Origin of the sequence: Methylophilus sp. Leaf408 (assembly GCF_916856905.1) — a bacterium.
Taxonomy (GTDB): domain Bacteria; phylum Pseudomonadota; class Gammaproteobacteria; order Burkholderiales; family Methylophilaceae; genus Methylophilus.
On the sequence record NZ_CAKASK010000001.1, the window covers coordinates 832,506 to 856,013 of the forward strand.

The 23,508-nt window shown below is 44.7% G+C and carries 21 protein-coding genes and 2 tRNA genes; 9 read left to right on the forward strand and 14 right to left on the reverse strand.

The features are described 5' to 3' along the window. Window positions 1-6: 6 nt before the first annotated feature. From LPA26_RS03675 to LPA26_RS03685, 3 genes are all read right to left on the reverse strand, one after another. Complete coding sequence (locus LPA26_RS03675; protein ID WP_229007382.1) at window positions 7-855, reverse strand: 1-acyl-sn-glycerol-3-phosphate acyltransferase; 849 nt, start codon at window positions 853-855, stop codon at window positions 7-9. Next, window positions 852-1,955, reverse strand: a complete 1,104-nt coding sequence (locus tag LPA26_RS03680; protein ID WP_229007383.1) for a hypothetical protein — start codon at window positions 1,953-1,955, stop codon at window positions 852-854. Before LPA26_RS03680 ends, LPA26_RS03675 begins: the two co-directional genes overlap by 4 nt. 329 nt (window positions 1,956-2,284) lie before the next feature. Continuing rightward, a complete protein-coding gene (locus tag LPA26_RS03685; RefSeq protein WP_229007384.1) occupies window positions 2,285-2,815 on the reverse strand; it encodes a glutathione peroxidase in 531 nt (176 codons plus the stop codon). A 226-nt stretch (window positions 2,816-3,041) separates the two neighbouring features. Here LPA26_RS03685 and LPA26_RS03690 point away from each other — a divergent pair, with 226 nt between their 5' ends. Both LPA26_RS03690 and queD read left to right on the forward strand, forming a co-directional pair. Beyond that, window positions 3,042-3,215 carry a hypothetical protein gene (locus LPA26_RS03690; protein ID WP_200934417.1) on the forward strand — a complete coding sequence of 58 codons (174 nt, stop codon included), beginning with the start codon at window positions 3,042-3,044 and terminating at the stop codon, window positions 3,213-3,215. A gap of 56 nt (window positions 3,216-3,271) precedes the next feature. After that, complete coding sequence (queD, locus tag LPA26_RS03695; RefSeq protein WP_229007385.1) at window positions 3,272-3,718, forward strand: 6-carboxytetrahydropterin synthase QueD; 447 nt, start codon at window positions 3,272-3,274, stop codon at window positions 3,716-3,718. A gap of 51 nt (window positions 3,719-3,769) precedes the next feature. On the opposite strand, the gene dnaQ is transcribed toward queD, so the two are convergent. From dnaQ to LPA26_RS03710, 3 genes are read right to left on the reverse strand one after another with little or no spacing between them, the layout of a single operon-like run. Next, entirely contained in the window at window positions 3,770-4,450 is a 681-nt protein-coding gene (gene dnaQ / locus LPA26_RS03700; protein WP_229007386.1) for a DNA polymerase III subunit epsilon, read from the reverse strand. An 11-nt stretch (window positions 4,451-4,461) separates the two neighbouring features. Continuing rightward, entirely contained in the window at window positions 4,462-4,908 is a 447-nt protein-coding gene (gene rnhA, locus LPA26_RS03705; protein WP_229008325.1) for a ribonuclease HI, read from the reverse strand. Between the two features lies 1 nt (window position 4,909). Continuing rightward, window positions 4,910-5,677: a class I SAM-dependent methyltransferase gene (locus tag LPA26_RS03710; protein WP_229007387.1), complete on the reverse strand. Its 768-nt coding sequence runs from the start codon at window positions 5,675-5,677 to the stop codon at window positions 4,910-4,912. 86 nt (window positions 5,678-5,763) lie between these two features. On the opposite strand from LPA26_RS03710, the gene gloB reads away from it, so the two are divergent. The 7 genes from gloB (at window position 5,764) to LPA26_RS03745 (ending at window position 14,034) form a co-directional block, all read left to right on the forward strand. Next, window positions 5,764-6,543 (forward strand): hydroxyacylglutathione hydrolase, encoded by a 780-nt coding sequence (gloB, locus tag LPA26_RS03715; RefSeq protein WP_229007388.1) that lies wholly within the window; start codon window positions 5,764-5,766, stop codon window positions 6,541-6,543. 237 nt (window positions 6,544-6,780) lie between these two features. Next, a complete protein-coding gene (locus tag LPA26_RS03720) occupies window positions 6,781-8,352 on the forward strand; it encodes a transglycosylase SLT domain-containing protein (RefSeq protein WP_229007389.1) in 1,572 nt (523 codons plus the stop codon). Between the two features lie 63 nt (window positions 8,353-8,415). Next, window positions 8,416-10,062, forward strand: a complete 1,647-nt coding sequence (locus tag LPA26_RS03725; protein WP_229007390.1) for a peptide-binding protein — start codon at window positions 8,416-8,418, stop codon at window positions 10,060-10,062. A gap of 1 nt (window position 10,063) precedes the next feature. Next, window positions 10,064-11,089, forward strand: a complete 1,026-nt coding sequence (locus LPA26_RS03730; protein ID WP_229007391.1) for an ABC transporter permease — start codon at window positions 10,064-10,066, stop codon at window positions 11,087-11,089. A gap of 14 nt (window positions 11,090-11,103) precedes the next feature. Further along, window positions 11,104-11,928 (forward strand): ABC transporter permease, encoded by an 825-nt coding sequence (locus LPA26_RS03735; protein ID WP_229007392.1) that lies wholly within the window; start codon window positions 11,104-11,106, stop codon window positions 11,926-11,928. 35 nt (window positions 11,929-11,963) lie between these two features. Beyond that, window positions 11,964-12,749: an enoyl-ACP reductase gene (locus LPA26_RS03740; protein ID WP_055825068.1), complete on the forward strand. Its 786-nt coding sequence runs from the start codon at window positions 11,964-11,966 to the stop codon at window positions 12,747-12,749. 271 nt (window positions 12,750-13,020) lie between these two features. Continuing rightward, window positions 13,021-14,034, forward strand: a complete 1,014-nt coding sequence (locus LPA26_RS03745) for an acyltransferase (RefSeq protein ID WP_229007393.1) — start codon at window positions 13,021-13,023, stop codon at window positions 14,032-14,034. Between the two features lie 373 nt (window positions 14,035-14,407). On the opposite strand, the gene LPA26_RS03750 is transcribed toward LPA26_RS03745, so the two are convergent. The 8 genes from LPA26_RS03750 to tig form a co-directional block, all read right to left on the reverse strand. Beyond that, window positions 14,408-16,306 carry a SurA N-terminal domain-containing protein gene (locus tag LPA26_RS03750; RefSeq protein ID WP_229007394.1) on the reverse strand — a complete coding sequence of 633 codons (1,899 nt, stop codon included), beginning with the start codon at window positions 16,304-16,306 and terminating at the stop codon, window positions 14,408-14,410. A gap of 423 nt (window positions 16,307-16,729) precedes the next feature. Beyond that, window positions 16,730-16,806 (reverse strand) — tRNA-Asp (locus LPA26_RS03755). A gap of 167 nt (window positions 16,807-16,973) precedes the next feature. Further along, window positions 16,974-17,049 (reverse strand) — tRNA-Val (locus LPA26_RS03760). 58 nt (window positions 17,050-17,107) lie between these two features. After that, on the reverse strand, window positions 17,108-17,380 hold the full coding sequence (locus tag LPA26_RS03765) for an HU family DNA-binding protein (RefSeq protein ID WP_055825077.1): 273 nt from the start codon (window positions 17,378-17,380) through the stop codon (window positions 17,108-17,110). A gap of 117 nt (window positions 17,381-17,497) precedes the next feature. Continuing rightward, a complete protein-coding gene (gene lon / locus LPA26_RS03770) occupies window positions 17,498-19,933 on the reverse strand; it encodes an endopeptidase La (protein ID WP_055825080.1) in 2,436 nt (811 codons plus the stop codon). Window positions 19,934-20,067: 134 nt separating this feature from the next. Next, window positions 20,068-21,357 (reverse strand): ATP-dependent Clp protease ATP-binding subunit ClpX, encoded by a 1,290-nt coding sequence (gene clpX / locus LPA26_RS03775; protein ID WP_055825082.1) that lies wholly within the window; start codon window positions 21,355-21,357, stop codon window positions 20,068-20,070. A 33-nt stretch (window positions 21,358-21,390) separates the two neighbouring features. Beyond that, complete coding sequence (gene clpP / locus LPA26_RS03780) at window positions 21,391-22,035, reverse strand: ATP-dependent Clp endopeptidase proteolytic subunit ClpP (protein WP_055825085.1); 645 nt, start codon at window positions 22,033-22,035, stop codon at window positions 21,391-21,393. A 3-nt stretch (window positions 22,036-22,038) separates the two neighbouring features. After that, window positions 22,039-23,346, reverse strand: coding sequence for a trigger factor (gene tig / locus LPA26_RS03785; RefSeq protein ID WP_229007395.1), 1,308 nt, complete (start codon window positions 23,344-23,346; stop codon window positions 22,039-22,041). Window positions 23,347-23,508 lie beyond the last annotated feature (162 nt).

Sequence of the window (23,508 nt, forward strand, 5' to 3'; positions counted from 1 at the left end):
CTTGAATCACCATTGAACCGGCGAATCAAAGTCAGGTGTATCAATGCTGGATGTATTGTGACTTTCCAACATCGGCATTTTCAAAGCATCGTCCCTTAGCACATCCTTGAAATAATCTTCAAGTTCTTGCATAAAGCTATGCGTATCTTCAGGTGGAGAGAATCGTTTGCCGAGCCTGACCTTATAACTGACCGGCATCACCGGTTTACGGAACAAAGACCAACCTTTGCTTAAATAGGGAGAGTTGGTTTCAATAATCACGGTTTGAACAGGTACTTTTGCCTGACGCGCAATGACTGCGATGCTGCCTTTTAAAGCGTTGACAGGTGGGCGCACGGTACGCGTACCTTCAGGGAATAATAATAAGTGGCTGCCAGTGTTAAAGTCTTCCGTGGCCTGCTTGATCATATGCCGTATCGGGTCATTACGGATGTAACGCGCTAAACGTGCACCTGCCCCTAAAAAAACATTATTCATAAGTTCAGACTTCATGACACAGGCGACATTAGGCAATCTGGAAATAATCATGACCGCATCTAACAGGCATGGATGGTTAGGCGCGATGATCAGTGGCTGCTCATTGCGTAGTTCGTCCAGTTCAGTCAGGTCAAAACTGCAACGCTGCGATAAACTCAGGCTCATCAGGTAGGCACGAAAAGAAATCATGATCACATATCGCCCAAAATAAAGCGCTTTACGTTCAGGCAATAATGGATAAATCAGGCTGGCTATCAATGTCCAGCACAAGCACAAAAAGCCTAACCAGAGTAAGCCTGCATAGAGCACAAAGTAGTCATACAGTCTCACCAGCAACGTTGAGAATGGAAATGTGAATACGCGATTAAAGGTCTTCATGCGATATGCAAAGCTTGCGAATCGTCTTGTATCAAGATCTCTTGCAGCGTTGCCTCTATCTCAACCAGTAACTCGTGACGGCAGATATCCGCTTGCACAAATATTGCCTTTACCTCTTTTTTAAAGTGATTGTTGAGTGTTTCACGAATGGATGCCAGGTCTGCTGCATGGCGAACATACACCCGGAAACATGCATTGGAAAGATTGAACAGTTGTTTGCCTTGCATACGGTTGGCCTCGCTGACCACTGCTTGCAGATTGATTAGCGTCTCTCTGGTTTGTCCAATGACATCTTGAACATGCAAAGTTTCATGGCCCACAATGCTAGCAGTGCCTGATATAAACAAGCTCATTTGCAGCCCTATCTGCACCAGGGTCGCTCTTGAAAAACTAGGCGTCAATGGACCGTATTGTTCTGGATAATTATAAGCTTTAACCTGCCGGGGATTTTCAATCGCTATTGCAGGGGTTTTACCGGCCAAAAATGCGATGCTTAATGGTCCGGTTTGCAAACCCAGTGCACAGGCCGCAGGCAATTGCTCGCCATGTTCCCTGCCCACATTCACAAATACATTTTTACGGCCAATGTTGAATTGGCGATACCGCTCAAGGGTATCGCTATGAGCAACAGTATTGCCATTGATATCAGCCATGTAGTTCCAGAAACGGTAAACCTGCGAATAGCCAAGTTCGTCTATCAATGCGAATATCAGTTGATAAGCGGTTTCAGTTGCCTGTTGTAATCCCGAAATCGTGTGCACTTGACTATCAATCATCATTTTGGATGACTCATCCAAAGTGATTACGCCAAACAGCAGCTCTCCGTTAAGTCTGTAACTAATGAGACCTTTATGAGCGCTTATCAATGGCTGATTCTCTAGTATCGCGGATTCGAGAGGCAGCAAGACTTCGCTAGACAATTGGATACCTGACAAGACAGGCGCGTTGAGATGAATTTCCGGGATATTATCGTGACCACAGTGACTATCAAGGTCACCTCGAGAGCCGCTAAAACTGACCGCCCCTAAAACCTGATCTCGCCATGTTTGGGGTTGACGCTTTAATTCGGAATAAGGCATGTATTCAAGTTTAATGCCCATTAGATTACTTCATTTAAAAATTGCATTACACACCAAGTTCGGCACCAAACGGAATTAAGTTTACTACTTTCATATTGGACACAAAGCAAGTTTGAGTCAATAAAAAGCTAGTCATTTCAGAAAACGAATTATAAGGGGTTACAGTGCCACAATTACCAAAGCTTTGATATTTATGATAATTAAATGCTTGGCATATTTTTTCAAACTGTGAAAGCGGCAGATTGTGAAGTGTTTTTTTAATGGTTAGTTTGAATGTTGTTGTCACCTCAATATAAAAAGTATAGCCCGTGAGTTTTGCTCACAGGCCGTTATTTTTTTCAAGTTGATAGTTACTTTAAGTACGGTTTTATTTTACTCAGAATCTCTTCACTATCAGGGCGAGTCATACTGTTGAATGAGTATACTTTTTGCCCACCCGGCAGAATGACGTATTTATAGAAATTCCATTGTGGTGCTTTGCCTGTTTGTGCGATAAGTTGCTGATACAGCGGGTTTGCGCTGGCACCAGTCACGCTGGTTTTTTCCATCATGGGAAACTTGACAGAATATGTCAGTTTGCAAAAGTCACCTACCTGCTTGTTATTGCCAGGTTCCTGTTTGAAATCGTTAGAGGGGAATCCAATGACAACCAGCCCTTTATCCTTATATTGCTCATAAATGGATTCCAGCGCTTCAAATTGTGGCGTGAATCCGCATTTGCTGGCGGTGTTTACAATTAATATCGGTTTATCCTGAAATTGACAAAAATCGACAGTTTGACCCTGCAGCGTTTTAAACTGGTGTTGATATATAGGTAAGCAGTCTGCAATTGCCATTGAAGAAACTCCCATGGTACACAATGCGATTATCAAACCACGCATTAAAATCTCCTGGTATTAATCATAATATTTACATTAATGCTTTACAGACAATCAGTTAGCCCAATTGTTCTATCTGATCGCTAGCATATTTTATTTTTCACTCTTTAAACATGGACTAATTTCAGGAACTAAACTTGGCTTTGGCACAGTCTATGCTAATGAATACGGTAAGAATGTCATGACTGACATGTTTGAGCAATAATTAACTGGTAATGAGGAGTAAATTATGTTGCAAAAAGCAGGCCCAACCGACAAATTCAAACGTATTGACCAAATGCTGGAAGACTTTGCAGGCGATGAAGTGGATGATTTTGACACTAGCTATGGCAGCTATGAAAAAAGTCATAAGCACTACTCTGCAGATGAAGATGCATTGATGGATATTGACGATTTATATTAATAGTGTGACCGTTTTTCGTGCAGAGTGAGCTGCATGGTTACTGATATAATAGCGTCATGGAAATTACTACACGCTTGGAGTTCGATGCCGGACATCGTATTCCTGATCACAAAAGTCAATGCCGCAATTTACACGGTCACCGCTACGCGATAGAGATTACGTTATCTGGTGACATTATTCAGGCAGAACACGCTTCAGAAAACGGAATGGTGATGGACTTTGCCGACGTTAAGCGCATTGCCAGAGAAACCATCGTCGATCGCTGGGACCATGCTTTCCTGGTTTACCAAGGCGATAACGCTGTTCTAGATTTTTTAAACAGCCTGCCTAATCACAAAACAGTGATTTTCCCGACTATCCCTACTGCAGAAAATATGGCTGCCGAAGCTTTTAAATTACTAAAGGCGCAATATCACGGCACCTTTGACAATCATCTTAAATTGATGAAAGTCAGGCTGTATGAAACACCTAACAGTTGGACAGATGCGTTTGATCAAGCCTAGCTAAGTTTTTTGATCACGTTAAGTTAATGTTTTAACTATTTATTGGACTGCTTACCAAGGTGTTGCACCGGATTTAGCCAACCCTTCAATATATTTGGCATGTGCTGCGATCTCTTCTACATCTGCGGTAACCAATTTTAGTCTGCTTAAATCCACCACGATACTTGCATCATTTACCTGCTCAGACGTACCGGTTAACTCCATTAGCAGGCTTTCCTGGCCTCGCGTCATTGCGATATAGACTTCACCTAGCAATTCCGCATCAAGTAACGCGCCGTGCAGCGTGCGCTTGGAGTTATCTATGCCAAAGTGCCGGCACAGTGCATCCAGGTTATTACGCTGGCCAGGACGTGACTCTTTAGCCATTTTAAGCGTATCAACAACACCACTGACTGATGCTTCCAGCTTATCCAGGCCCAATCTGGCCAATTCCATATTGAGGAAGCCCATATCAAACGGGGCATTATGGATAATCAATTCCGCACCGCGCACAAACCCCACAAATTCTTCGGCGATTTGAGCGAATAGCGGCTTGTCCTGCAAAAACTCCAGCGAAATGCCATGTACTTCCTGCGCACCGGCATCAATCTCGCGTTCAGGGTTGATGTAGACATGAAAGTGACGCTGGGTTGGTCTGCGGTTAAAAATCTCTACCGCAGCAATTTCAATAATCCGGTGGCCCTGGTCGGGATATAGGCCGGTAGTTTCCGTATCCAGAAAAATTTGTCTCATGTATCCGCTTTTTAAATGATTGATTTGGTAGGAGATGATTTTGCGATCGTTAACACGCCCTGGTTTGCCAGCACATCCGCGCGTTCATTGCCCTCATTGCCGGCGTGCCCTCTCACCCAGATCCACTCTATGGTATGCGGGGTTGCCAGTGCATCCAGCATTTGCCAAAGATCAGCGTTCTTGACGGGTTTTTTATCAGCCGTGCGCCATTGCTTTTGTTTCCAGCCTTTAATCCACTCGGTCATGCCTTTTTGCACATAACTGGAGTCGGTGTAAATCTTAATAAAGGAAGGTTTTTTTAAAGCCTGCAGGCCCTTAATCACCGCCATCAACTCCATGCGGTTATTAGTGGTGAGGGCTTCACCGCCAAATAATTCTTTTTCATGCAGCCCGGCTTTCAGCCAAACGCCCCAACCACCTACGCCCGGGTTTCCTTTGCAGGCCCCATCCGCATACATTTCAATCCAGCTTTGTGTCGACATCCGCGCATTTTAACTGTTTTTGTACTTTGTTTTGAATGCGTGTCCGGCTTTTTTGCGTTTGTAATGCCTTGTTCAGCGGTGATTTTTTCCAGTCAGGCTTGAGCAGCCGAACATGAAGCACTCTTTTTTTCGCCACCAGAAAATAAACACCGCCGGTCATGCCAAAAGTGCAAGCTCCCCATTTTTCGAACCTGGTCTGGCGTTCAAGCCAATGTTGATCATTGATCGGTAAGGCATGCATCAGGTGATGGCTCTCTACGATTTCAAACCCCAATACATTTAACCAGTCTCGAATCCGCCGAGCGGTGAACAGACGTTTAAAAGCGCCTGCCTGCTTGAACCAACCGGCTCTCGCACGCAAACCAAGGCAACTGAAAGGTGTTATGCCGGTCAGGATTAAGGTTCCCTCAGGCACCAATACCCGAAAAGCTTCACGCAATGTTTGCTGCGGATCATGGCATTGCTCCAATACATGCGGCAGGCAAATCAGGTCAACGGAATTTTCAGCTAAAGGTAAATACTCAGGCTCACAAAACATGGAGCTGTCTTTTGTGAATTGCCCATGCAGATAATGCTTGTAAGGAATACGGCACTGCGCGAGCAGATCATACCCTGACCAACCCAGTTGCAATGCATGAAAACCGAAAACGTTGGCGACAGCCTGCTCATAAACCTTAGTCTCACATTGGGCGATGTAGTGTCCCAGCGCAGTGGCATCGAAGGTGACTGGCTGACTAGGCTGCATGTAGGCTCCGATGAAATTTACAAAGATGATACGTTAAGGTTTTACGCCTAACTTGACATTAATGACCGTTTTCTCAATGATGCGTGATGCAAGAAACTTCCGCAAGTATAGAAATCACTGCCCTGCCCGCTTTTAGCGATAATTATTTATGGCTGATACATACTGGCAAACATGCTTTGGTGATTGATCCGGGCGATGCCACGGTGGTGGAGCATGCATTGCAAGCCAAGGGGTATCAGCTGGAAGGCATTTTATTGACTCATCATCACTCAGATCATGTGGGTGGTGCCCTCGCCTTGCAGCAGCATTGGCAGTGTCCGGTATACGCTCCCGATCATCACCACCCGTCATACAATGCGGTAAAAGCGATACGCGTCAAAGAAGGTGATTGTATTGAGTTTGCGTCTTTTCCAGACTTATCCTGCCAGGTCATGGCATTACCGGGGCACACCCTTGACCATATTGCTTACTATATCAATCAGCAACATTTATTCAGTGGCGATGTCTTGTTCGGTGCAGGCTGTGGACGTTTATTTGAAGGTTCTCCAGCACAAATGTATGCATCTTTGCAACGGATAGCGGCTTTGCCGGCAGATACATTGATTTATCCGGCGCATGAATACACGGTGCATAACATCGCCTTTGCCAGCACTGTTGAGCCTGACAATACTGCTTTACAAAAGCGCGCGCAAACTACTGCCATGCTCAGGCAGAACCAACAGCCTTCCTTACCGACTACACTGGCACTGGAACTGGCGACCAACCCCTTTTTACGTTGCGAGTCTCTGGCACAACAAACCAAGTTTAAAGATAAGCCAGCTGTCGAAATTTTTACCGAACTACGCGAACGCCGTAATGTCTTCTAACCAAAAACAAATTTACACGCACAAAGTCCATGGCTACGCAAGGGCTTGTCTCACATTGAAATTAACGTAGAATGTGTCCTCCTTTACCGTTCTCATACGTTACGTCAACCACATGCTGTTTGACCGGGATTTGCGGCCAATCAAGTTTTATCAATGCATGCACATGCATTCATACAGGGATAGCCAGGCTATCTGATGCGACATCGTGCATTAGCCTCAGGATTTTGAATTACCGTCATGCGTTTTAATCAATTACTGTTGTGTATTACCTTTTTGGCCTGTCCATTGCTGGTAATGGCCGAATACGTAGAACCAGCAACCTTGTCGGATGATAACGGCAGTTATGATCAAAGCTTTGGCGAAACCGAGGCTGAAAGTTACAGCTCCACCTACCAGTTTGAGGATGCGCTGACATTACAAGATAGCCTATGGGACCGTGTACGTGATGGTTTCAACATGCCGGATATTGATTCGGACTATACCAACAAGCACGAACAGTGGTATGCCTCGCGGCCTGATTATGTCTCGCGTATGCTGGAGCGCAGTAAAAAGTATCTGTACCACATCGTTGTCGAAGTCGAAAAACGTGGCATGCCGACCGAAATTGCGCTATTGCCTATGATTGAAAGCGGGTTTAACCCTAAAGCTTTATCGACCAGCAAGGCGTCTGGCATCTGGCAATTTATTCCCTCCACCGGCAAAGACTTCGGCCTTAAACAAAACTACTGGAAAGATTCACGCAAAGACGTCACCGCTGCGACACAGGCAGCGCTGAATTACCTGCAAAAGCTATATACCATGTTTGGTGCCTGGGACCTGGCCCTTGCGGCTTACAACGCCGGCGAAGGTACAGTGGCACGTGCGATTGAGCGTAATCAACGCCTGGGATTGCCCACCGATTACCAGCATTTGTCATTGCCTGACGAAACACGTAATTACGTGCCCAAGTTACAGGCGATTAAAAACATTATTTTCCGCCCGGAACAGTATGGGTTGACGCTTAATGAAATTCCTAACAAGCCTTATTTCACCACTGTTCAGGCACCGAATAAAATTGATGCGAAACTGGCGGCAGAACTCGCAGGCATTTCGCTGGAAGAGTTCACCGCATTGAACCCAAGCTTCACGCGCCCGGTGCTTATCACCGAAAACAGTTACCAGAAGCTGTTGCTTCCAACGTGGGCAGCCAGTAATTTCACCAATAACTTGAATGGTTACACGCGCCCTTTATCCAACTGGCATAGCTATCACCCAAAACGTGGAGAGCGTTTGGGCGATATCGCCAATCGCTTTGATATCAGCCTGTATGAATTAAGTGCAACCAATAACCTGAAACCGAACAGGAACCTGGTGGTGCGCAGGACATTATTAGTGCCTGCAGGCAATCACTCTACGCTGACCAAGCCGATTGACGCAGTGGCCATGGCACAAATCCCGATTGAAGTGGCTGTTGAAAAAGCAGCTTCAAATAAATACACAGCTATCTCACACAAAGTGAAACAAGGCGATACACTCTCTAAACTGGCGAAACGCTACGGGGTAAGTTCCAAGCAAATCATGCAGCAAAATCACTTGAAAAGTAAAAACCTGGTGGTTGGTCAAACCCTGCAATTTGAACAGCAAGAGAGTATGACCAGCGTTTCAGGCAAGAAGAGCTCTGGTGCACATATTACAAAAGCCAGTTACAAGAAGGCTTCATCCGGCAATAGCCATCGCTCTAAAAAATCCACCTCTTCGAATAAATCGTCTTCTTCATCGAAGAAGTCCTCAACATCCTCTACAAAAAAGAGCAAAACCAGTCATAAATAACAGAATCTGTATATGATGTGTGTTCTGCCTGACTATAAACTTGCCTAACACACAATATTGCACATGGCTCACCGTTATTTCCTGATTATTTCTTTGTGTGGCTTGTTGGCAGCCTGCAGCGCAGACGTTTCCGAGCAAAATAACGCTCCGTACAATCAATCCTTTCCCAGTCAATCTGGCGGTACATTCATTGATGCTATGCCATCAGACCCCAGCAGCCTGATTTTCATGGTAGCTGGAGAATCCGCTTCCAGCGCGATTACTGCCAATATATTCAACACATTGCTGAGATATAACAAGGATCTTGATCTGGCTGGTGAATTGGCTGAGTCATGGCAAGTAGCTGCCGACCAGAAAACGATTACCTTTCATCTGAAACCTGGTTTAGTTTGGGCGGACGGTCGCCCGCTCACCAGTGAAGATGTGTATTTCACCTGGCAATTGATTATTGATGAAAAAACCCGCAGCCCTTATGCATCCGATTTTCAGCTAGTCACCAAAGCCGAAACACCGGATAAACTGACTTTTGTAGTGCATTACGACCAGGCTTTTTCGCCTGCGCTGGATAGCTGGGCTGGCTTGCAAATTCTGCCCAAGCACAAACTAGCCGGGCAGGATATTCACACCACCAGCTTCGCGCAAAAACCGTTGGGGAGCCATTATTACCAATTAAAAGAATGGCGGCATGGCGAATATCTGAAACTGGAACGTAACCCGAAGGCTGTTTTAGGACAAGCGCAAATCAGCACTTTGATAGAGCGGATCATTCCGGATCCAGGCGCACAATTCCTGGAGTTAATGGCGGATCATATCGACAGCATGAATATGGACCCTATTACCTATGCCCGTATTATTCCATCGCGTCCTGAGTTACAAGCCAGGTTAAATCAATATAAAGCGCTAGGTAACAGTTATACCTATCTAGGCTTTAACCTGAAACGCCAACCGTTTAATGATGTGCGCATTCGCAAAGCAATTAATTACGCGATTGATAAGCAGGAAATCATCGATGGCGTTTATTTGGGATTGGGTGAACAGATTGCTTCGCCATATAAACCTGGCACACGCTGGAGCAACCCTCAATTAAAACCCTATGCTTTTGATCCGCAAAAGGCACGCACTTTATTGGCTGAAGCTGGCTACAAGGATACTGATGGTGATGGCATTCTCGAACGTGATGGAAAAAAACTGTCATTCGAAGTCTTAACAAACCATGGCAATAAGGAACGCGAAAAAACTGTTGTCATTATTCAGCGCCGCTTAAAAGAAGTTGGTATTGATATTCGTATACGCTCTATTGAATGGGCGAGTTTTATAACCCGCTTTATCAAAACCGGTGATTTTGATGCAGTAGTGCTGGGCTGGCAATTAGGGCTTGAGCCGGACCAATATGGCATCTGGCATTCCAGCCAGCAAAAGCCAGGTCAGTTTAACTTTATTGGCTACAATAACCCTAAAGTCGATAAGCTGCTTGAGCAAGGACGTAGTGAATTCGACCCAGACAAGCGTATGCACGTTTACCACCAGTTTGCGGAAGCTTTGTACGAAGACAGCCCCATCGTTTACTTATCGGCAGGTTACGGCCTGACAGCTATCCATAAACGCGTGCAAGGCATTATGAATCCGGTGCCACCAGCCGGCGTTGGTTACGACTCTCAAAAATGGTACATCCCACTGCCCCTGAGACGCACACAGATACAGGCTGAATAACATGCTTAGTTACCTGATAAGACGATTGCTTTGGATGGTGCCGATGCTGATTGGCATCAGTCTGATTTCTTTTTTTATTATGCATTTGGCCCCTGGCGACATCACCAGCACCGAGACTGCTTTTGACCCAAAGTCATCTGAAGAATCCAGGCAAAAATTACGTGCTTTATATAATCTGGACAAGCCAGTCATCGTGCAATACGGCCTATGGATGGAACGTATGGTACGCCTGGACTTTGGCCATTCATTTGCCAGCCATCAGAAGCCGGTGTTCTGGTCGGAAAAAGACAAAGACGGCAATGTGACGCCAGGCATGATTGAGGAAGCCCTGCCTATCACCTTACTCATGAATATTGCAGGTTTGTTAATTACCCTGTCGCTTGGCGTACCTTTAGGTGTGTGGGCTGCCAAACGATATGGGCAATGGCCTGACAGGTCAATTACCCTATTCAACTTTATCGGTTTTTCTATTCCCGGTTTCTGGCTTTCTTTGCTATTGATGTACTGGCTGGGCGTGATCCATCCCTGGTTCCCCATTTCAGGAATGCACAGCTTGAATTACGATCAACTGGATTTCTGGCAAAAAAGCCAGGATTTGTTTATGCATTTGTTCCTGCCGGTGGTGATTCCCTCTATTACCGGCCTGGCAGGCATTACTTTATTCGTTAAAAATGGCATGCTGGATGTCCTCAGTCAGGATTATGTCACTACCGCACGTGCCAAAGGCCTAAGTGATCATACGGTCACTTATCGGCACGCGCTGCGTAATGCGCTTTTACCGCTGATTACGCTTATTGGCCTATCTTTGCCTGGGTTGATTGGTGGATCGGTGATTGCCGAAACCATCTTTGCCATCCCGGGCATGGGCAAATTATTTTATGAGGCGGTAATGATGCGTGATTTCCCGGTGGTCATGGGTATATTGACCATAGGTTCCGCACTGACATTGCTGGGTAATTTACTGGCAGACCTTGCTTATGCCTGGGCGGACCCACGTTTGCGCAAAGGTGTGATGCCTGCCCGGTAATCGACAAGTCAATCATGAAAAAAATATTGCATAATCCATTGGCGCTCACCGGTCTATTACTGATCAGCATCATTCTATTGCTCGCCCTGCTCGCTCCCTGGCTGGCACCATATGACCCAGACGATATACACGTGAAGCAAATTCTGCTGGCGCCTTCTATGCAGCACTGGATGGGTACGGATGGTTTAGGGCGCGATGTATGGAGCCGCATGTTGTACGGTGGCAGGGTTTCGCTATTGGTTGGTCTTGTTGCGGTAGGTATTTCGACAGCGATTGGCGTGTTTCTTGGCGCCATTGCTGGCTATTATCGTGGCTGGGTTGATACTATCATCATGCGACTGGTCGATATCATGCTTTCCATCCCCAGCTTCTTCCTCATTCTTGCCGTGATCGCTTTCTTAAGTCCCTCAATCACCAATGTCATGATTGTGATTGGCCTGACTTCATGGATGAGTATCACACGGCTGGTGCGGGCAGAGTTCCTCAGCCTTACCCAGCGTGAATTTGTGACTGCTTCGACTGCATTGGGTGCGCAAGATTGGCGCGTGATATTTAAGCATTGCCTGCCTAACAGCCTGACGCCAGTCTTGGTCAGCGTGGTATTGGGTATCGCCAGTGCGGTGCTGCTTGAATCCGGCCTCAGTTTTCTCGGGCTTGGAGTGCAAGCACCGCAAGCATCCTGGGGCAATATCCTGACGGATGGCAAAGAGTATATCCAGTTTGCGTGGTGGTTATCGCTATATCCCGGGCTTGCGATCTTAATTACCGTGTTAGGGTATAATCTGCTTGGTGAAGGTTTGCGGGATGTGTTTGACCCAAGGTCACACACCGCACGCTAACCGTTAACCCTTAAAATCAATAAACAGGATCAAGCATGGCATTTCTTGCTGGAAAAAAAATTCTGATCGCCGGTTTGCTTAGCAACCGCTCAATCGCATATGGCATCGCAGCGGCCATGAAACGTCAAGGCGCCGAACTGGCCTTTACTTATCAAGTGGATAAACACGAAACGCGCGTTCGTGATCTCGCAGCTGACTTTGAATCAACTTTGGTATTACCCTGTGATGTGGCTGAAGATGCCCAAATCGACAATTTGTTTGTCGAGTTGGCAAAAGTATGGGATGGCTTGGACGGTTTAGTACACTCCATCGCTTTCGTTCCAAAAGTCGCACTGGCTGGTGATTATTTGGACAATATCAGCCGCGAATACTTCCATATTGCGCACGACATCAGCTCTTACAGTTTCTCGGCAATGGCCAAAGCAGCCTATCCGATGATGCAAGGTCGCAATGGCAGCCTGCTCACGCTAAGTTATTTAGGCGCTGAACGTACTATGCCTAATTACAACGTGATGGGCGTAGCCAAAGCCAGCCTGGAAGCCAATGTACGTTACCTGGCACAAAGTCTTGGTCCACGCGGCATCCGCGTGAATGCGATTTCTGCTGGCCCCATCAAGACATTGGCAGCTTCAGGAATTGCTGATTTCGACAAAATGATTGGCTTTAATGAGAAACATGCGGCCTTACGCCGAAATGTGACGATAGAAGAAGTTGGTAATGTTGCCGCCTTTCTTTCGAGCGATCTGGCTTCAGGGGTGACTGGCGAAATCACCTATGTTGATGGTGGTATGAATATCACTGCTGCCGGTCAAATCGACTAAGGCTTTCAAGAGTTGCAAAAAACGCCTGCACTTTAAATGTCGGGCGTTTTTTTTTGCAAAAGTTAAAGAATTTACTTTTGAATTCAAACATTATTAACACCAAAATAGTATTAATAAAACTATTATCTCCTGTCCAATTAGGTGTACTAAATAAAATCAAATATCTAATTTTTATTTATAAATAAAAATATTAAATAAATATATCACTCACTTAATAATAAATATTAAAAGTTCAATTTTCAGTTTACCAGGTCCTTGCGTGGGTTGAATTATGAGAAATGAAAAAATAGATATACTTAGATTTATCGGTCTATCCATGATTATTTTCGCTCACGTGGATCCGCCAGGAATTCTCTTTCAACTGCGAAACTTTGACGTCCCCTTAATGATATTAGTCTCAGCAATGTCATTTAGCCTAAGTTATAAAACCAATGAGCCATACCAGTCTTATGTATGGAAAAGAATTAAAAGACTGGTTTTCCCAGTCTGGATATTTTTAAGTTTTTATTTCCTCGCCTTAATGGCATTTGATCCTGGTAACCAAGAGCTTGAAACGCATACCATAGTCACCTCTTACGCGCTGCTCGAAGGCATAGGATATGTCTGGGTAATCAGGGTATTTTTATTGGTTGCACTGATCTCGCCTGTGATATATGCCTGGCATCAAAACACAGCGAGCAATAGCACATACTATGGCGTGCTGGCAGCCACCCTTTTACTTTATGAATTGGTACGTTACTTTGCCATGCCATACATCTGGCAAGATCCAGCAGAAATAGCGTCGGCCGTCTTATTGTATGTTATTCCCTACGGGATTCTGTTCGCGATTGGCTTACGCATGGCTAATGCCGCAAAGCTTCAACTTTACGTACTTACTGGTATTAGTTTGGGGATATTTGCCACTGCGGGTATGGGACTGTTTGTTTTCAATGGCGAGTTTATTCCTACGCAATCACTGAAATACCCTCCCTCGATTTACTATTTTTCATATGCGGTTTTTGTTTCAAGCTTGCTGTGGATTTACAGCGATAAGATTGAGTATTTTTTTGAGAAAATTAATATAAAAAATGTTGTGCTGTTTATTGCCAGTAATTCTATTTGGATTTACTTATGGCATATTCCCTTGATTAAGAATATTCATACACAATACGTGCTCAAATTTTTCATTGTTTTCTTAACAGCTGTTGTGATCACTTATTTACAAACTTTGCTGATAAGCCATTTGCTTGAGCGTATCGATCGTGTCGAACTAAAGAAAAACATCAAAATTTTATTTACTGGCTAAATTCGGCTAGACGCAGTATTTTGGATATTGTTAATTAAACGAAGAGTAATGCATGACTGCGGACTAACGCAGTGATTAAAAATAAACGGTTTGAACTAGCCAATTAACAATCCATGTTTCCCTATTGTTTCATTACCATTTCTTATCTGCATTTTCAGCTTTTTCAAAGAGCTCCCTGCTTATTATTTTTGCAGCTAGCGTTAAGCATAATCACCTTCGTTAGCCATTAAACTCTATTAATTGTCACGCAACTGCGGAAATAAAACCTTTATTTAAAGCTCTGATCAGAGTACTTAAGATCAGACAAGAAGTCGAAAACAAAAAAGGAGGGCAACTGCCCTCCTTCTTCAATGGTATCCAATTAATTAATTAATTAATTGTTACCGTTAGACAACAATACTTTCGTGTTGTACTGAATATCTTTTTTAGCTTTCAGCGATGACACATAAGCATATGACATTTCAGACCCAAGTGCCGCTTGATACGCTTTATAAGCCTTGTCAGCGACCTCAGGACTGTCTTTAAGCTTCTGGTTCACGGCGATCACTTTAATCACTGTATAACCCTTATTAGGCTCGTTAAAACCATAATAGGCTGGCAGAGTATGAGTATTCACTTTGAATACATTTCTCATCACTGCATCAGTTAAGCCCTGCGCATTTCTACGGTCAATGGTAACAGGCGGAATCCAGTCGGCATTCACTGCTTTGCCAGCTTTTAACTCGGCAAGAAGCGCCTCGCCTTTTTGCTTGGCCAATTTAGTCGCAGCTTCAGCTTTCAGTAAAGACTCAATACCGCTTTTGACTTCATCAAAAGTACGCGGTGCTTCTGGTGTGTACTCAACTGCCCTCGCGGCAACCACGTTGTTCGCAGAAATTTCTACAGCTTCAGTATTACGTTTTTCTTTTAACACTTCGTCAGAAAACACCATAGAGGCCAGACGGTCACTCTTAAAGAATTTGGCAATTTCATCTTTAGTCATTGCCGGTGAAGTTTGTACTTGCAAGTTAAACTTCTTGGCGACTGGCTCTAAACTGCCGGATTGCTCGTAAACAGTATTGCCGAAGTCATCTGCTAGTTCAGCATATTTAGCCTGTGCTTTCTGGAACAGTAATTCGGCTTTGATTTTGAGCTTCATAGAATCAAAATCTGAAGACTGGCCAGTAATACCGGTCAATTTGATAATGTGATAACCAAACTCTGATTCCACCAGATCACTAATCTCGCCAACTTTCATTGAAAATGCAGCATTTTCAAATGGCTTCACCATGGCACCACGTCCAAAACTGCCCAGATCGCCGCCTTTACTGGCAGAACCCGTGTCTTGCGAAAATTCAATTGCCAGCTTCTCGAAGTTTTTAGGATTTTCTTTTACCTGCTTAAGAATGGACTCAGCTTTTTGCTTAGCGGCCGCTTTTTCTTCAGCGCTAGCTGTACTGTTAAAGCCAATCAGGATATGGCTGGCCTGGCGCTGCTCATCCCCTTGGTATTTAGCAGCATTTTCTTCGTAATCTTGCTTTACTTCTTCATCACTAACGCTGACATCACCAACTAAGCCGGCAGCCGATAGCAACGTGAACTGCAGTTTCACCTTGGCTGGCGTGATAAATTTAGTTTTATGTTGATTGTAGTACGCTTGTACTTGTTCAGGCGTTACGGTCACTTGATTGATAAAATCAACGACCTTGACGTCTGCAACAGACACTTCACGCTGTTCGAACTCAGACATCAATGACTGCTCTGCAACTTTTTGCGGCATAAATACCAGGTTGGTTAAGCCATCACGCACTTGCTGTACGGTTAAGTCCTTGCGGATATTCTGCTCGAACTTTGCGGGAGTTAATTTATTCTGCGATAACAGTTGGTTATAAGTATCTTCAGAAAACTTACCATTGCTTTGAAACTCAGGCATACCCACCACATGCTGGCTCAATTGGTCATCACTGATTTTAAAACGGTAATCCTGAATGGCGCCCTCGACTACACGGCGAGTAATAATGCTATCCAGTACGGATTGTTTAAACGCTGGGCTTTCCAACAAAGCAGCATCTACTTTTTGCCCTTGAGATTGCAAGTAATTACGCGCATTCTCCACAGCGTTTGAATACTCTTGCAGTGATATTTTCTGGCCATCTACTTTCGCAACTGCGACCTGGCCGCCTGCGTTGTTTAGATATGAATCAATACCAAACAATGCAAATGGTACAACAATCAGTGCCAAAATGATTTTTGCCATCCACCCTTGTGTATGTTTTCTTAATGCTTCTAACATTTTTTAATTTCCATTACCTGATTTTTTTGCAACGGCAAACTATACCATAAACCGATACAAATCGCCCCAATCCAGCAGTTGCAATCGCTTTAAAAGCATATGGTTAAGAAGCTTGCGGAGCCTAAACTAATGACGAAAGTATCGAACGTGAAATCACTCGCTAATACTTGAACACGGGCACAGAAAATAGATTAGCAAATGCCATGGAGCATTTGTTGTTGAGAGCATGTTTGGTGGGAAACGCATGCTGCTTAGGACAAAGATTTCTAAACACAGATCATGATTAAAATTTAGCAGACTCAAGCTCAATTGACTAACTTATACATTAAAAGTTAAGCAATAAATCAACACAACATAAAAACAAAAAATGTTTACAAAAGACAAAAAAAACGAGTTAGGGATTAACCTAACTCGTTTTAATGTTGGCGGAGCGGACGGGGCTCGAACCCGCGACCCCCGGCGTGACAGGCCGGTATTCTAACCAACTGAACTACCGCTCCAGTACTCGTCAAAAATGAAATTATAGCACGATATTTTTTATAATTTCAACAACTATTTTCTAAATATTTACCGCCACTTATTGCTACTTATTAAAGTAACTTATTAAGTGTGGCAAGACTCAAAAAATTAAGAGCGCAGACATCGCACTCTTGATTTTTAAATTGTCTGGTGGGTGCTAACGGGGTCGAACCGCTGACATTCGCCTTGTAAGGGCGACGCTCTACCAACTGAGCTAAGCACCCGTAACAACCCAAGTGTTGCTACAGTTGGCCGAGCATGTTAGCGCTCAACCAAAGCACGCTAGTTTACAGCATCTTTCAGACCTTTACCAGCCCTAAATTTAGGAGATTTAGCAGCCTTGATGTTGATTGTCGCACCAGTACGAGGATTGCGGCCGGAACGGGCTGAACGCTCACCTACATAGAATGTACCAAAACCAATTAATGTTACCAAATCACCTTTTTTCAGTGCACCAGAGATTGCCTCTGTTGTTGCATCCAGAGCACGAGCGGCTGCGGCTTTAGAAATACCGGCTGCATTAGCAATATGATCTATCAATTCTGATTTATTCACGTGTTTCCCCTATCTAGTTAAAAAAACAGGTACATCCTGTATTGCCTTTATATCAAGCCGCAAAACGAGCTGTCAAGCGCTAATCCCGCGTTTTGACAATAATTCGCATCAATTTGCCTAATGCGTGACTGCTTGTTCTGGATTTGCGTCTCCAGCAGCAACAATTTCAACGGCTTCAGTATTTACCGCAAGTGGTTTTGGCGCGCTTTCCAATGCCAAATCCAGCACCTGATCTATCCATTTTACTGGGTGAATTTCCAGGTCTTTTTTGATATTTCCAGGAATATCTACAAGATCTTTTTCATTCGCTGAAGGAATCAATACGGTTTTAATACCACCACGATGCGCTGCCAATAATTTCTCTTTTAACCCACCAATCGGCAATACTTCACCGCGCAGGGTAATTTCACCAGTCATTGCCACATCAGCACGCGCAGGAATACCCGTCAGAACCGATACAAGCGCAGTTGTTAATGCAATACCTGCACTTGGACCATCTTTTGGCGTAGCGCCCTCAGGAAGGTGGATATGGATGTCCTTTTTCTCATAGAAATCAGGACTGATGCCCAATCCTTCGGCACGGCTACGCACGACGCTCATTGCAGCAGCTACAGACTCTTGCATCACATCGCCCAATTTACCGGTGGTAATGGTTTTACCTTTACCCAGTAAGGTTACAGCTTCAATCGTCAGCAATTCACCGCCCACTGAGGTCCATGCAAGGCCAGTCACCTGCCCCACCTGGTTATCCTTGGCGGCAACACCGAAGTCATACCGTTTCACACCAAGATATTGCTCAAGGTTTTTGCTGGTGACGTTAATTTTCTTAACGGTTTTAGTTTTACCTTTAGCCAGCAACTGCTCTTTAACCGCTTTACGGCAAATTTTGGCGACTTCCTGCTCAAGGCGACGCACCCCGGCTTCACGCGTGTAGTAACGTACGATATCGCGTAAAACGCTTTCTGCCACAGAAATATCCGTGGTTTTCAATGCGTGTGCTTTAAGCTGCTTAGGCAACAGGTAGCGCTGGGCAATATTGATTTTTTCATCTTCGGTATAACCTGAAAGACGAATAATCTCCATACGGTCCAATAACGGCTCCGGAATGTTCATGCTGTTCGCCGTAGCAACAAACATTACATCGCTTAAATCATAGTCAACTTCAACATAGTGATCAGCAAATGTATGATTTTGCTCAGGATCAAGCACCTCTAGCAATGCAGAGGACGGATCTCCACGCATGTCTTGCCCCATCTTGTCGACTTCATCGAGCAAGAATAACGGGTTTTTCACGCCAACTTTAGTCATGCTTTGCAGTACTTTGCCTGGCATGGAGCCAATATAAGTGCGGCGGTGACCGCGAATTTCTGCTTCATCACGTACACCACCCAAGGCCATGCGCACAAACTTGCGGTTGACTGCTTTGGCAATACTTTGCCCAAGCGATGTCTTACCGACACCTGGAGGGCCTACCAGGCATAAAATTGGGGCCTTTAACTTACCAACACGTTGCTGCACGGCAAGATATTCAACAATGCGCTCTTTAACCTTATCCAGGCCATAGTGATCGGCATCCAGGATATCTTCGGCTATTTGCAGATCCTTGCTGATCTTGGTTTTTTTCTTCCAAGGCAAATTGAGCAAAGTATCAATGTAGTTACGGACAACAGAAGCTTCTGCCGACATAGGCGACATTAATTTCAGCTTTTTGAATTCTGCAGTGACTTTGGTTAAAGCTTCTTTCGGCATGGCAGCGTTTTTAATACGCTGCTCAAGCTCATCCATCTCGGCATTTTCATCTTGCTCGCCGAGTTCTTTCTGGATAGCTTTAACTTGTTCGTTCAAATAGTATTCGCGCTGGCTTTTTTCCATTTGCCGCTTCACACGGCCACGAATGCGTTTTTCTACTTGCAGGATATCAATCTCTGATTCCATCAGGTATAGCAAATGCTCCAGGCGTTCAATCACGCTGAGCATTTCCAGCACTTTTTGCTTCTCTTCCAGTTTCAATGTCAGGTGGGCAGAAATAGTATCCGCCAGGCGACCTGGTTCATTAATTGTTGAAAGTGACGTGAGGATTTCAGGAGGAATTTTTTTGTTCAATTTGACGTATTGATCAAATTGGGTCATGACTGTACGCATCAAAGCTTCCGCTTCTTTATCGCTTTGGTCAGTTTGCTCTACTTCTTCGCCCAATGCCATAAAGCATTCGTCGGTTTCTGTGAAATCAGTCACACGTACACGATGCAAGCCTTCCACCAGCACTTTTACCGTGCCATCGGGCAGCTTCAGCATTTGTAATACCGTCGCCAAAGTACCAATTTCATAGAGGTCTTCAGCCACAGGATCGTCTTTATTTGCAGACTTCTGCGCAACCAGTAAGATTTTTTTATCACCCTCGGAAGCACGCTCCAAGGCCTTAACTGATTTGGCACGGCCAACAAACAGAGGGATGACTAAATGGGGATATACCACGACATCGCGTAAGGGCAGCAATGGGATTAAGGTGGCTTCTTCTGGAGTCTCAACGTCAAACAAAGTGTGTTCAGTCATAGCTTCTTTCAAAAAGTGTCAAAGGCTTGTGCCTTTGCATTTAGATGGGAACGTACTTTGAAAAATCAAGAGAACGGATCTCTTGTGACATAGATGGTATCTTGCAATAGCCCGAAGGCTATTGCAAGCATGATTTAACTCGCGTTTTCAACGCGTTTTTGGGCATCCTGATAAATCAGGATGGGTTCAGAGGTATGCTCGATCACACCTGCATCGACAATGACTTTGGACAAATCTTTGAGCGATGGTAATTCATACATCAGGTCAAGCAATGAATGCTCCAGGATAGAACGCAGGCCTCGGGCACCGGTTTTTCTTTCCAATGCTTTTTTGGCAATCAAACGCAGCGCAGAGTCTTCGAACTCAAGCTCAACGCCCTCCATCTTGAACAGCTTCATGTATTGCTTGGTCAGCGCATTTCTTGGCTCAACCAGAATTGTCATCAATGCGGCTTCATCCAGCGATTCAAGCGTCGCCACGACTGGCAACCGACCAATGAACTCCGGAATCAAACCAAATTTGATTAAATCTTCTGGTTCCACATCACGCAATACTTCACCTACAGCGCGGATATCTTCTTTGCTTTTTACTTCAGCACCGAACCCAATACCACCTTTTTCTGAACGGTGGCGAATGACTTTATCCAGCCCGTCAAATGCACCACCGCAAATAAACAGAATATTGGTGGTATCTAACTGCACGAACTCTTGATTCGGATGCTTACGCCCACCTTGCGGCGGCACTGAGGCAATCGTTCCCTCAATCAATTTAAGCAAAGCTTGTTGTACGCCCTCACCCGATACATCGCGAGTAATGGAAGGATTGTCAGATTTACGGGAAATCTTGTCGACTTCATCAATATAAACAATCCCGCGCTGCGCTTTTTCAACATCGTAATCACACTTTTGCAGCAACTTCTGCATGATGTTTTCTACGTCTTCACCCACATAGCCTGCTTCAGTCAAGGTAGTGGCATCAGCCATGACAAACGGCACATCCAGCATTCTTGCCAGAGACTGTGCTAGCAGTGTTTTACCCGAGCCTGTAGGCCCGATCAGTAAAATATTACTTTTTTGGACTTCTACATCATCTTTATTGTTTTGACCACCGTCAGAAAGCGGGTTGTAACCCAAACGCTTATAGTGGTTGTAAACCGCTACAGACAAATTCTTTTTAGCTTGCACCTGACCGATGACGTATTGATCAAGAATGGCGCAAATTTCTTGTGGTGTAGGCAGCTTTTTATCTGCTGACTTGATCTCGTTCAGACTTTGAATTTCTTCACGAATAATGTCATTGCATAAATCTACGCATTCATCACAAATAAATACAGAAGGGCCTGCAATCAGCTTTTTAACTTCATGCTGACTTTTGCCACAAAACGAGCAATATAAAAGCTTTTCGCTATCTGACTTATTGGCCATATTTATTCCCCTGCTGGTCGTCTTGCACTGATATTAAACAGTACGTGCGGCAATTACCTGATCTACCAATCCATAATCTTTGGCAGCATCAGCACTCATAAAGTTATCACGGTCTGTATCGGCAGCAATCCTGTCGACCGGCTGGCCGGTATGATGCGCCATGATGCCATTCAACTTGTCTTTTAAATACAGAATTTCTTTAGCATGAATGGCAATATCTGAGGCCTGGCCCTGGAAACCACCCAATGGCTGGTGAATCATTACACGTGAGTTTGGCAGGCAGAAACGTTTACCTTTTGAGCCAGCTGTTAACAGGAACGCGCCCATGCTAGCGGCCTGACCAATACATAAAGTACTTACATCAGGCTTGATAAACTGCATGGTGTCATAAATAGACATACCAGCAGTGACCGAACCGCCTGGTGAGTTAATGTACAAAGAAATATCTTTGTCAGGATTTTCAGCTTCCAGAAACAGCAACTGCGCTACAACAAGGTTGGCGGTCATATCATTCACCGGGCCAATCAGGAAAATAACGCGCTCTTTAAGCAAACGTGAGTAGATGTCATATGAACGCTCACCTCTACCACTTTGCTCAATGACCATTGGGATATACCCAAGACCTTGCGGCTCCATTCTTTCTTGCATCATGCCATCATGTGCGTTCATATAATTCATGGTTTAAGCACCCATCATCAATTCATCAAATTTAATTTTTTTGTTGGAGACTTTTGCTTTTTCAAGCACCCAAGCCACTACATTTTCTTCAGTCGCCAACGCTGCTGGCTCATCCAGACGTTTAACATCCGCGTAATACCAGGTCACCAATTCAGCCGGTTTCTCAAAGCTCAATGCAAAAGTATCTACCATTGCACGCACTTGATCCGCATTGGCTTGCAAATTATTGCTATTCACCACTTCAGTCAAAATCAGGCGCAGTTTAGCATTGCGTTGCGCTTGGGCTTCAAATAGTGAAGGATCCATGGGCACTGTTTGCGGGTCAACACCACGCTCACGCAAGTTTTGTACTGCAACCTGCATCAATCGGTTGGTTTCAGCTGCAATGATAGATTTTGGCAGCTCAAAAGTAGTTTCGTTCACCAGCGCTTCAAATACACTCTCTTTTAAACGCGATGCTATGCGTTTGGCTACTTCTTGTTCCAGGCTTTGTTTGATTTCAGACTTCATCGTTTCCAGATTGCCATCTTCAACACCCAGGTTTTTAGCAAATTCCGCATCCACCGCAGGGTAAACCGGTTGGGAAACTGAAATGAACTTCACAGCATAAGTTACTGTTTTACCAGCCAGTTGCGCTGGATTATGGTCGGCAGGATAAGTGATATCGAAAGTTTTTTCAGTACCGGATTTAGCGCCCACCAAAGCATCATCAAATTCGCTGACACGGCCAGGCTCACCAATCACGAGGTCAATACCACGGTCGCCAGTGCTCTCAACCTGCTCGCCATCGATGGAAGCGCTCAATGTAATGCTAATACGGTCAGCTTTTTTGGACGCGCGTTTTACAGGCTCGTAAGTAACACGCTGCTTAACCAATACATCCAGTGTTTTTTCAACATCGGCGTCAGTAACTTCTAATGTTGGGCGTTCGATTTTGACTTTGCTCAAGTCGCCTATGGTGACTTCAGGAAAAATCTCAAAAGTCGCTACATATTCTAATTCTTCAGCAGCTTCTTTAAATGGAAGATGCTCAATATTCGGGAAGCCAGCAACACGCAGTTTGTTTTGCTCGACAGCATCACCAAAGCTGGTTTCAACCGCTTTGGAATAGACTTCATCACGCACCTGGTTACCGTAGTGCTGATTTACCAGACCAACCGGCGCTTTGCCTGGACGGAAACCTGAAAATTTGGCGGTGCGCGAAATTTGTTGCAAACGTTGTCTGATTTGCCCTTCCAGCGGAGCTAAAGGGACTTTAATTGTCATGCGACGTTCCAAGTTGCTGACTGTTTCAACAGATACTGCTGCCATGCTGCACTTCCTGTAAAAATCGTTTGATAACGATGGGTTATGTGAATGGGCGCGCCATTGCGCGTCTCAATGAATGTTTAGCATAACCTGACCATACTCTATAAGCTTTACAAAGTGATCAAATCATGAAAAAAGAGCATAAAAATATAACACAAGTCTCAA

What these genes read in the sequence shown, in the direction of transcription:
- LPA26_RS03675 (WP_229007382.1), bottom strand. Translation starts at nt 855, where the DNA reads ATGAAGACCTTTAATCGCGTATTCACATTTCCATTCTCAACGTTGCTG.
- LPA26_RS03680 (WP_229007383.1), bottom strand. Translation starts at nt 1,955, where the DNA reads ATGGGCATTAAACTTGAATACATGCCTTATTCCGAATTAAAGCGTCAA.
- LPA26_RS03685 (WP_229007384.1), bottom strand. Translation starts at nt 2,815, where the DNA reads ATGCGTGGTTTGATAATCGCATTGTGTACCATGGGAGTTTCTTCAATG.
- LPA26_RS03690 (WP_200934417.1), top strand. Translation starts at nt 3,042, where the DNA reads ATGTTGCAAAAAGCAGGCCCAACCGACAAATTCAAACGTATTGACCAA.
- queD (WP_229007385.1), top strand. Translation starts at nt 3,272, where the DNA reads ATGGAAATTACTACACGCTTGGAGTTCGATGCCGGACATCGTATTCCT.
- dnaQ (WP_229007386.1), bottom strand. Translation starts at nt 4,450, where the DNA reads ATGAGACAAATTTTTCTGGATACGGAAACTACCGGCCTATATCCCGAC.
- rnhA (WP_229008325.1), bottom strand. Translation starts at nt 4,908, where the DNA reads ATGTATGCGGATGGGGCCTGCAAAGGAAACCCGGGCGTAGGTGGTTGG.
- LPA26_RS03710 (WP_229007387.1), bottom strand. Translation starts at nt 5,677, where the DNA reads ATGCAGCCTAGTCAGCCAGTCACCTTCGATGCCACTGCGCTGGGACAC.
- gloB (WP_229007388.1), top strand. Translation starts at nt 5,764, where the DNA reads ATGCAAGAAACTTCCGCAAGTATAGAAATCACTGCCCTGCCCGCTTTT.
- LPA26_RS03720 (WP_229007389.1), top strand. Translation starts at nt 6,781, where the DNA reads ATGCGTTTTAATCAATTACTGTTGTGTATTACCTTTTTGGCCTGTCCA.
- LPA26_RS03725 (WP_229007390.1), top strand. Translation starts at nt 8,416, where the DNA reads ATGGCTCACCGTTATTTCCTGATTATTTCTTTGTGTGGCTTGTTGGCA.
- LPA26_RS03730 (WP_229007391.1), top strand. Translation starts at nt 10,064, where the DNA reads ATGCTTAGTTACCTGATAAGACGATTGCTTTGGATGGTGCCGATGCTG.
- LPA26_RS03735 (WP_229007392.1), top strand. Translation starts at nt 11,104, where the DNA reads ATGAAAAAAATATTGCATAATCCATTGGCGCTCACCGGTCTATTACTG.
- LPA26_RS03740 (WP_055825068.1), top strand. Translation starts at nt 11,964, where the DNA reads ATGGCATTTCTTGCTGGAAAAAAAATTCTGATCGCCGGTTTGCTTAGC.
- LPA26_RS03745 (WP_229007393.1), top strand. Translation starts at nt 13,021, where the DNA reads ATGAGAAATGAAAAAATAGATATACTTAGATTTATCGGTCTATCCATG.
- LPA26_RS03750 (WP_229007394.1), bottom strand. Translation starts at nt 16,306, where the DNA reads ATGTTAGAAGCATTAAGAAAACATACACAAGGGTGGATGGCAAAAATC.
- lon (WP_055825080.1), bottom strand. Translation starts at nt 19,933, where the DNA reads ATGACTGAACACACTTTGTTTGACGTTGAGACTCCAGAAGAAGCCACC.
- clpX (WP_055825082.1), bottom strand. Translation starts at nt 21,357, where the DNA reads ATGGCCAATAAGTCAGATAGCGAAAAGCTTTTATATTGCTCGTTTTGT.
- clpP (WP_055825085.1), bottom strand. Translation starts at nt 22,035, where the DNA reads ATGAATTATATGAACGCACATGATGGCATGATGCAAGAAAGAATGGAG.
- tig (WP_229007395.1), bottom strand. Translation starts at nt 23,346, where the DNA reads ATGGCAGCAGTATCTGTTGAAACAGTCAGCAACTTGGAACGTCGCATG.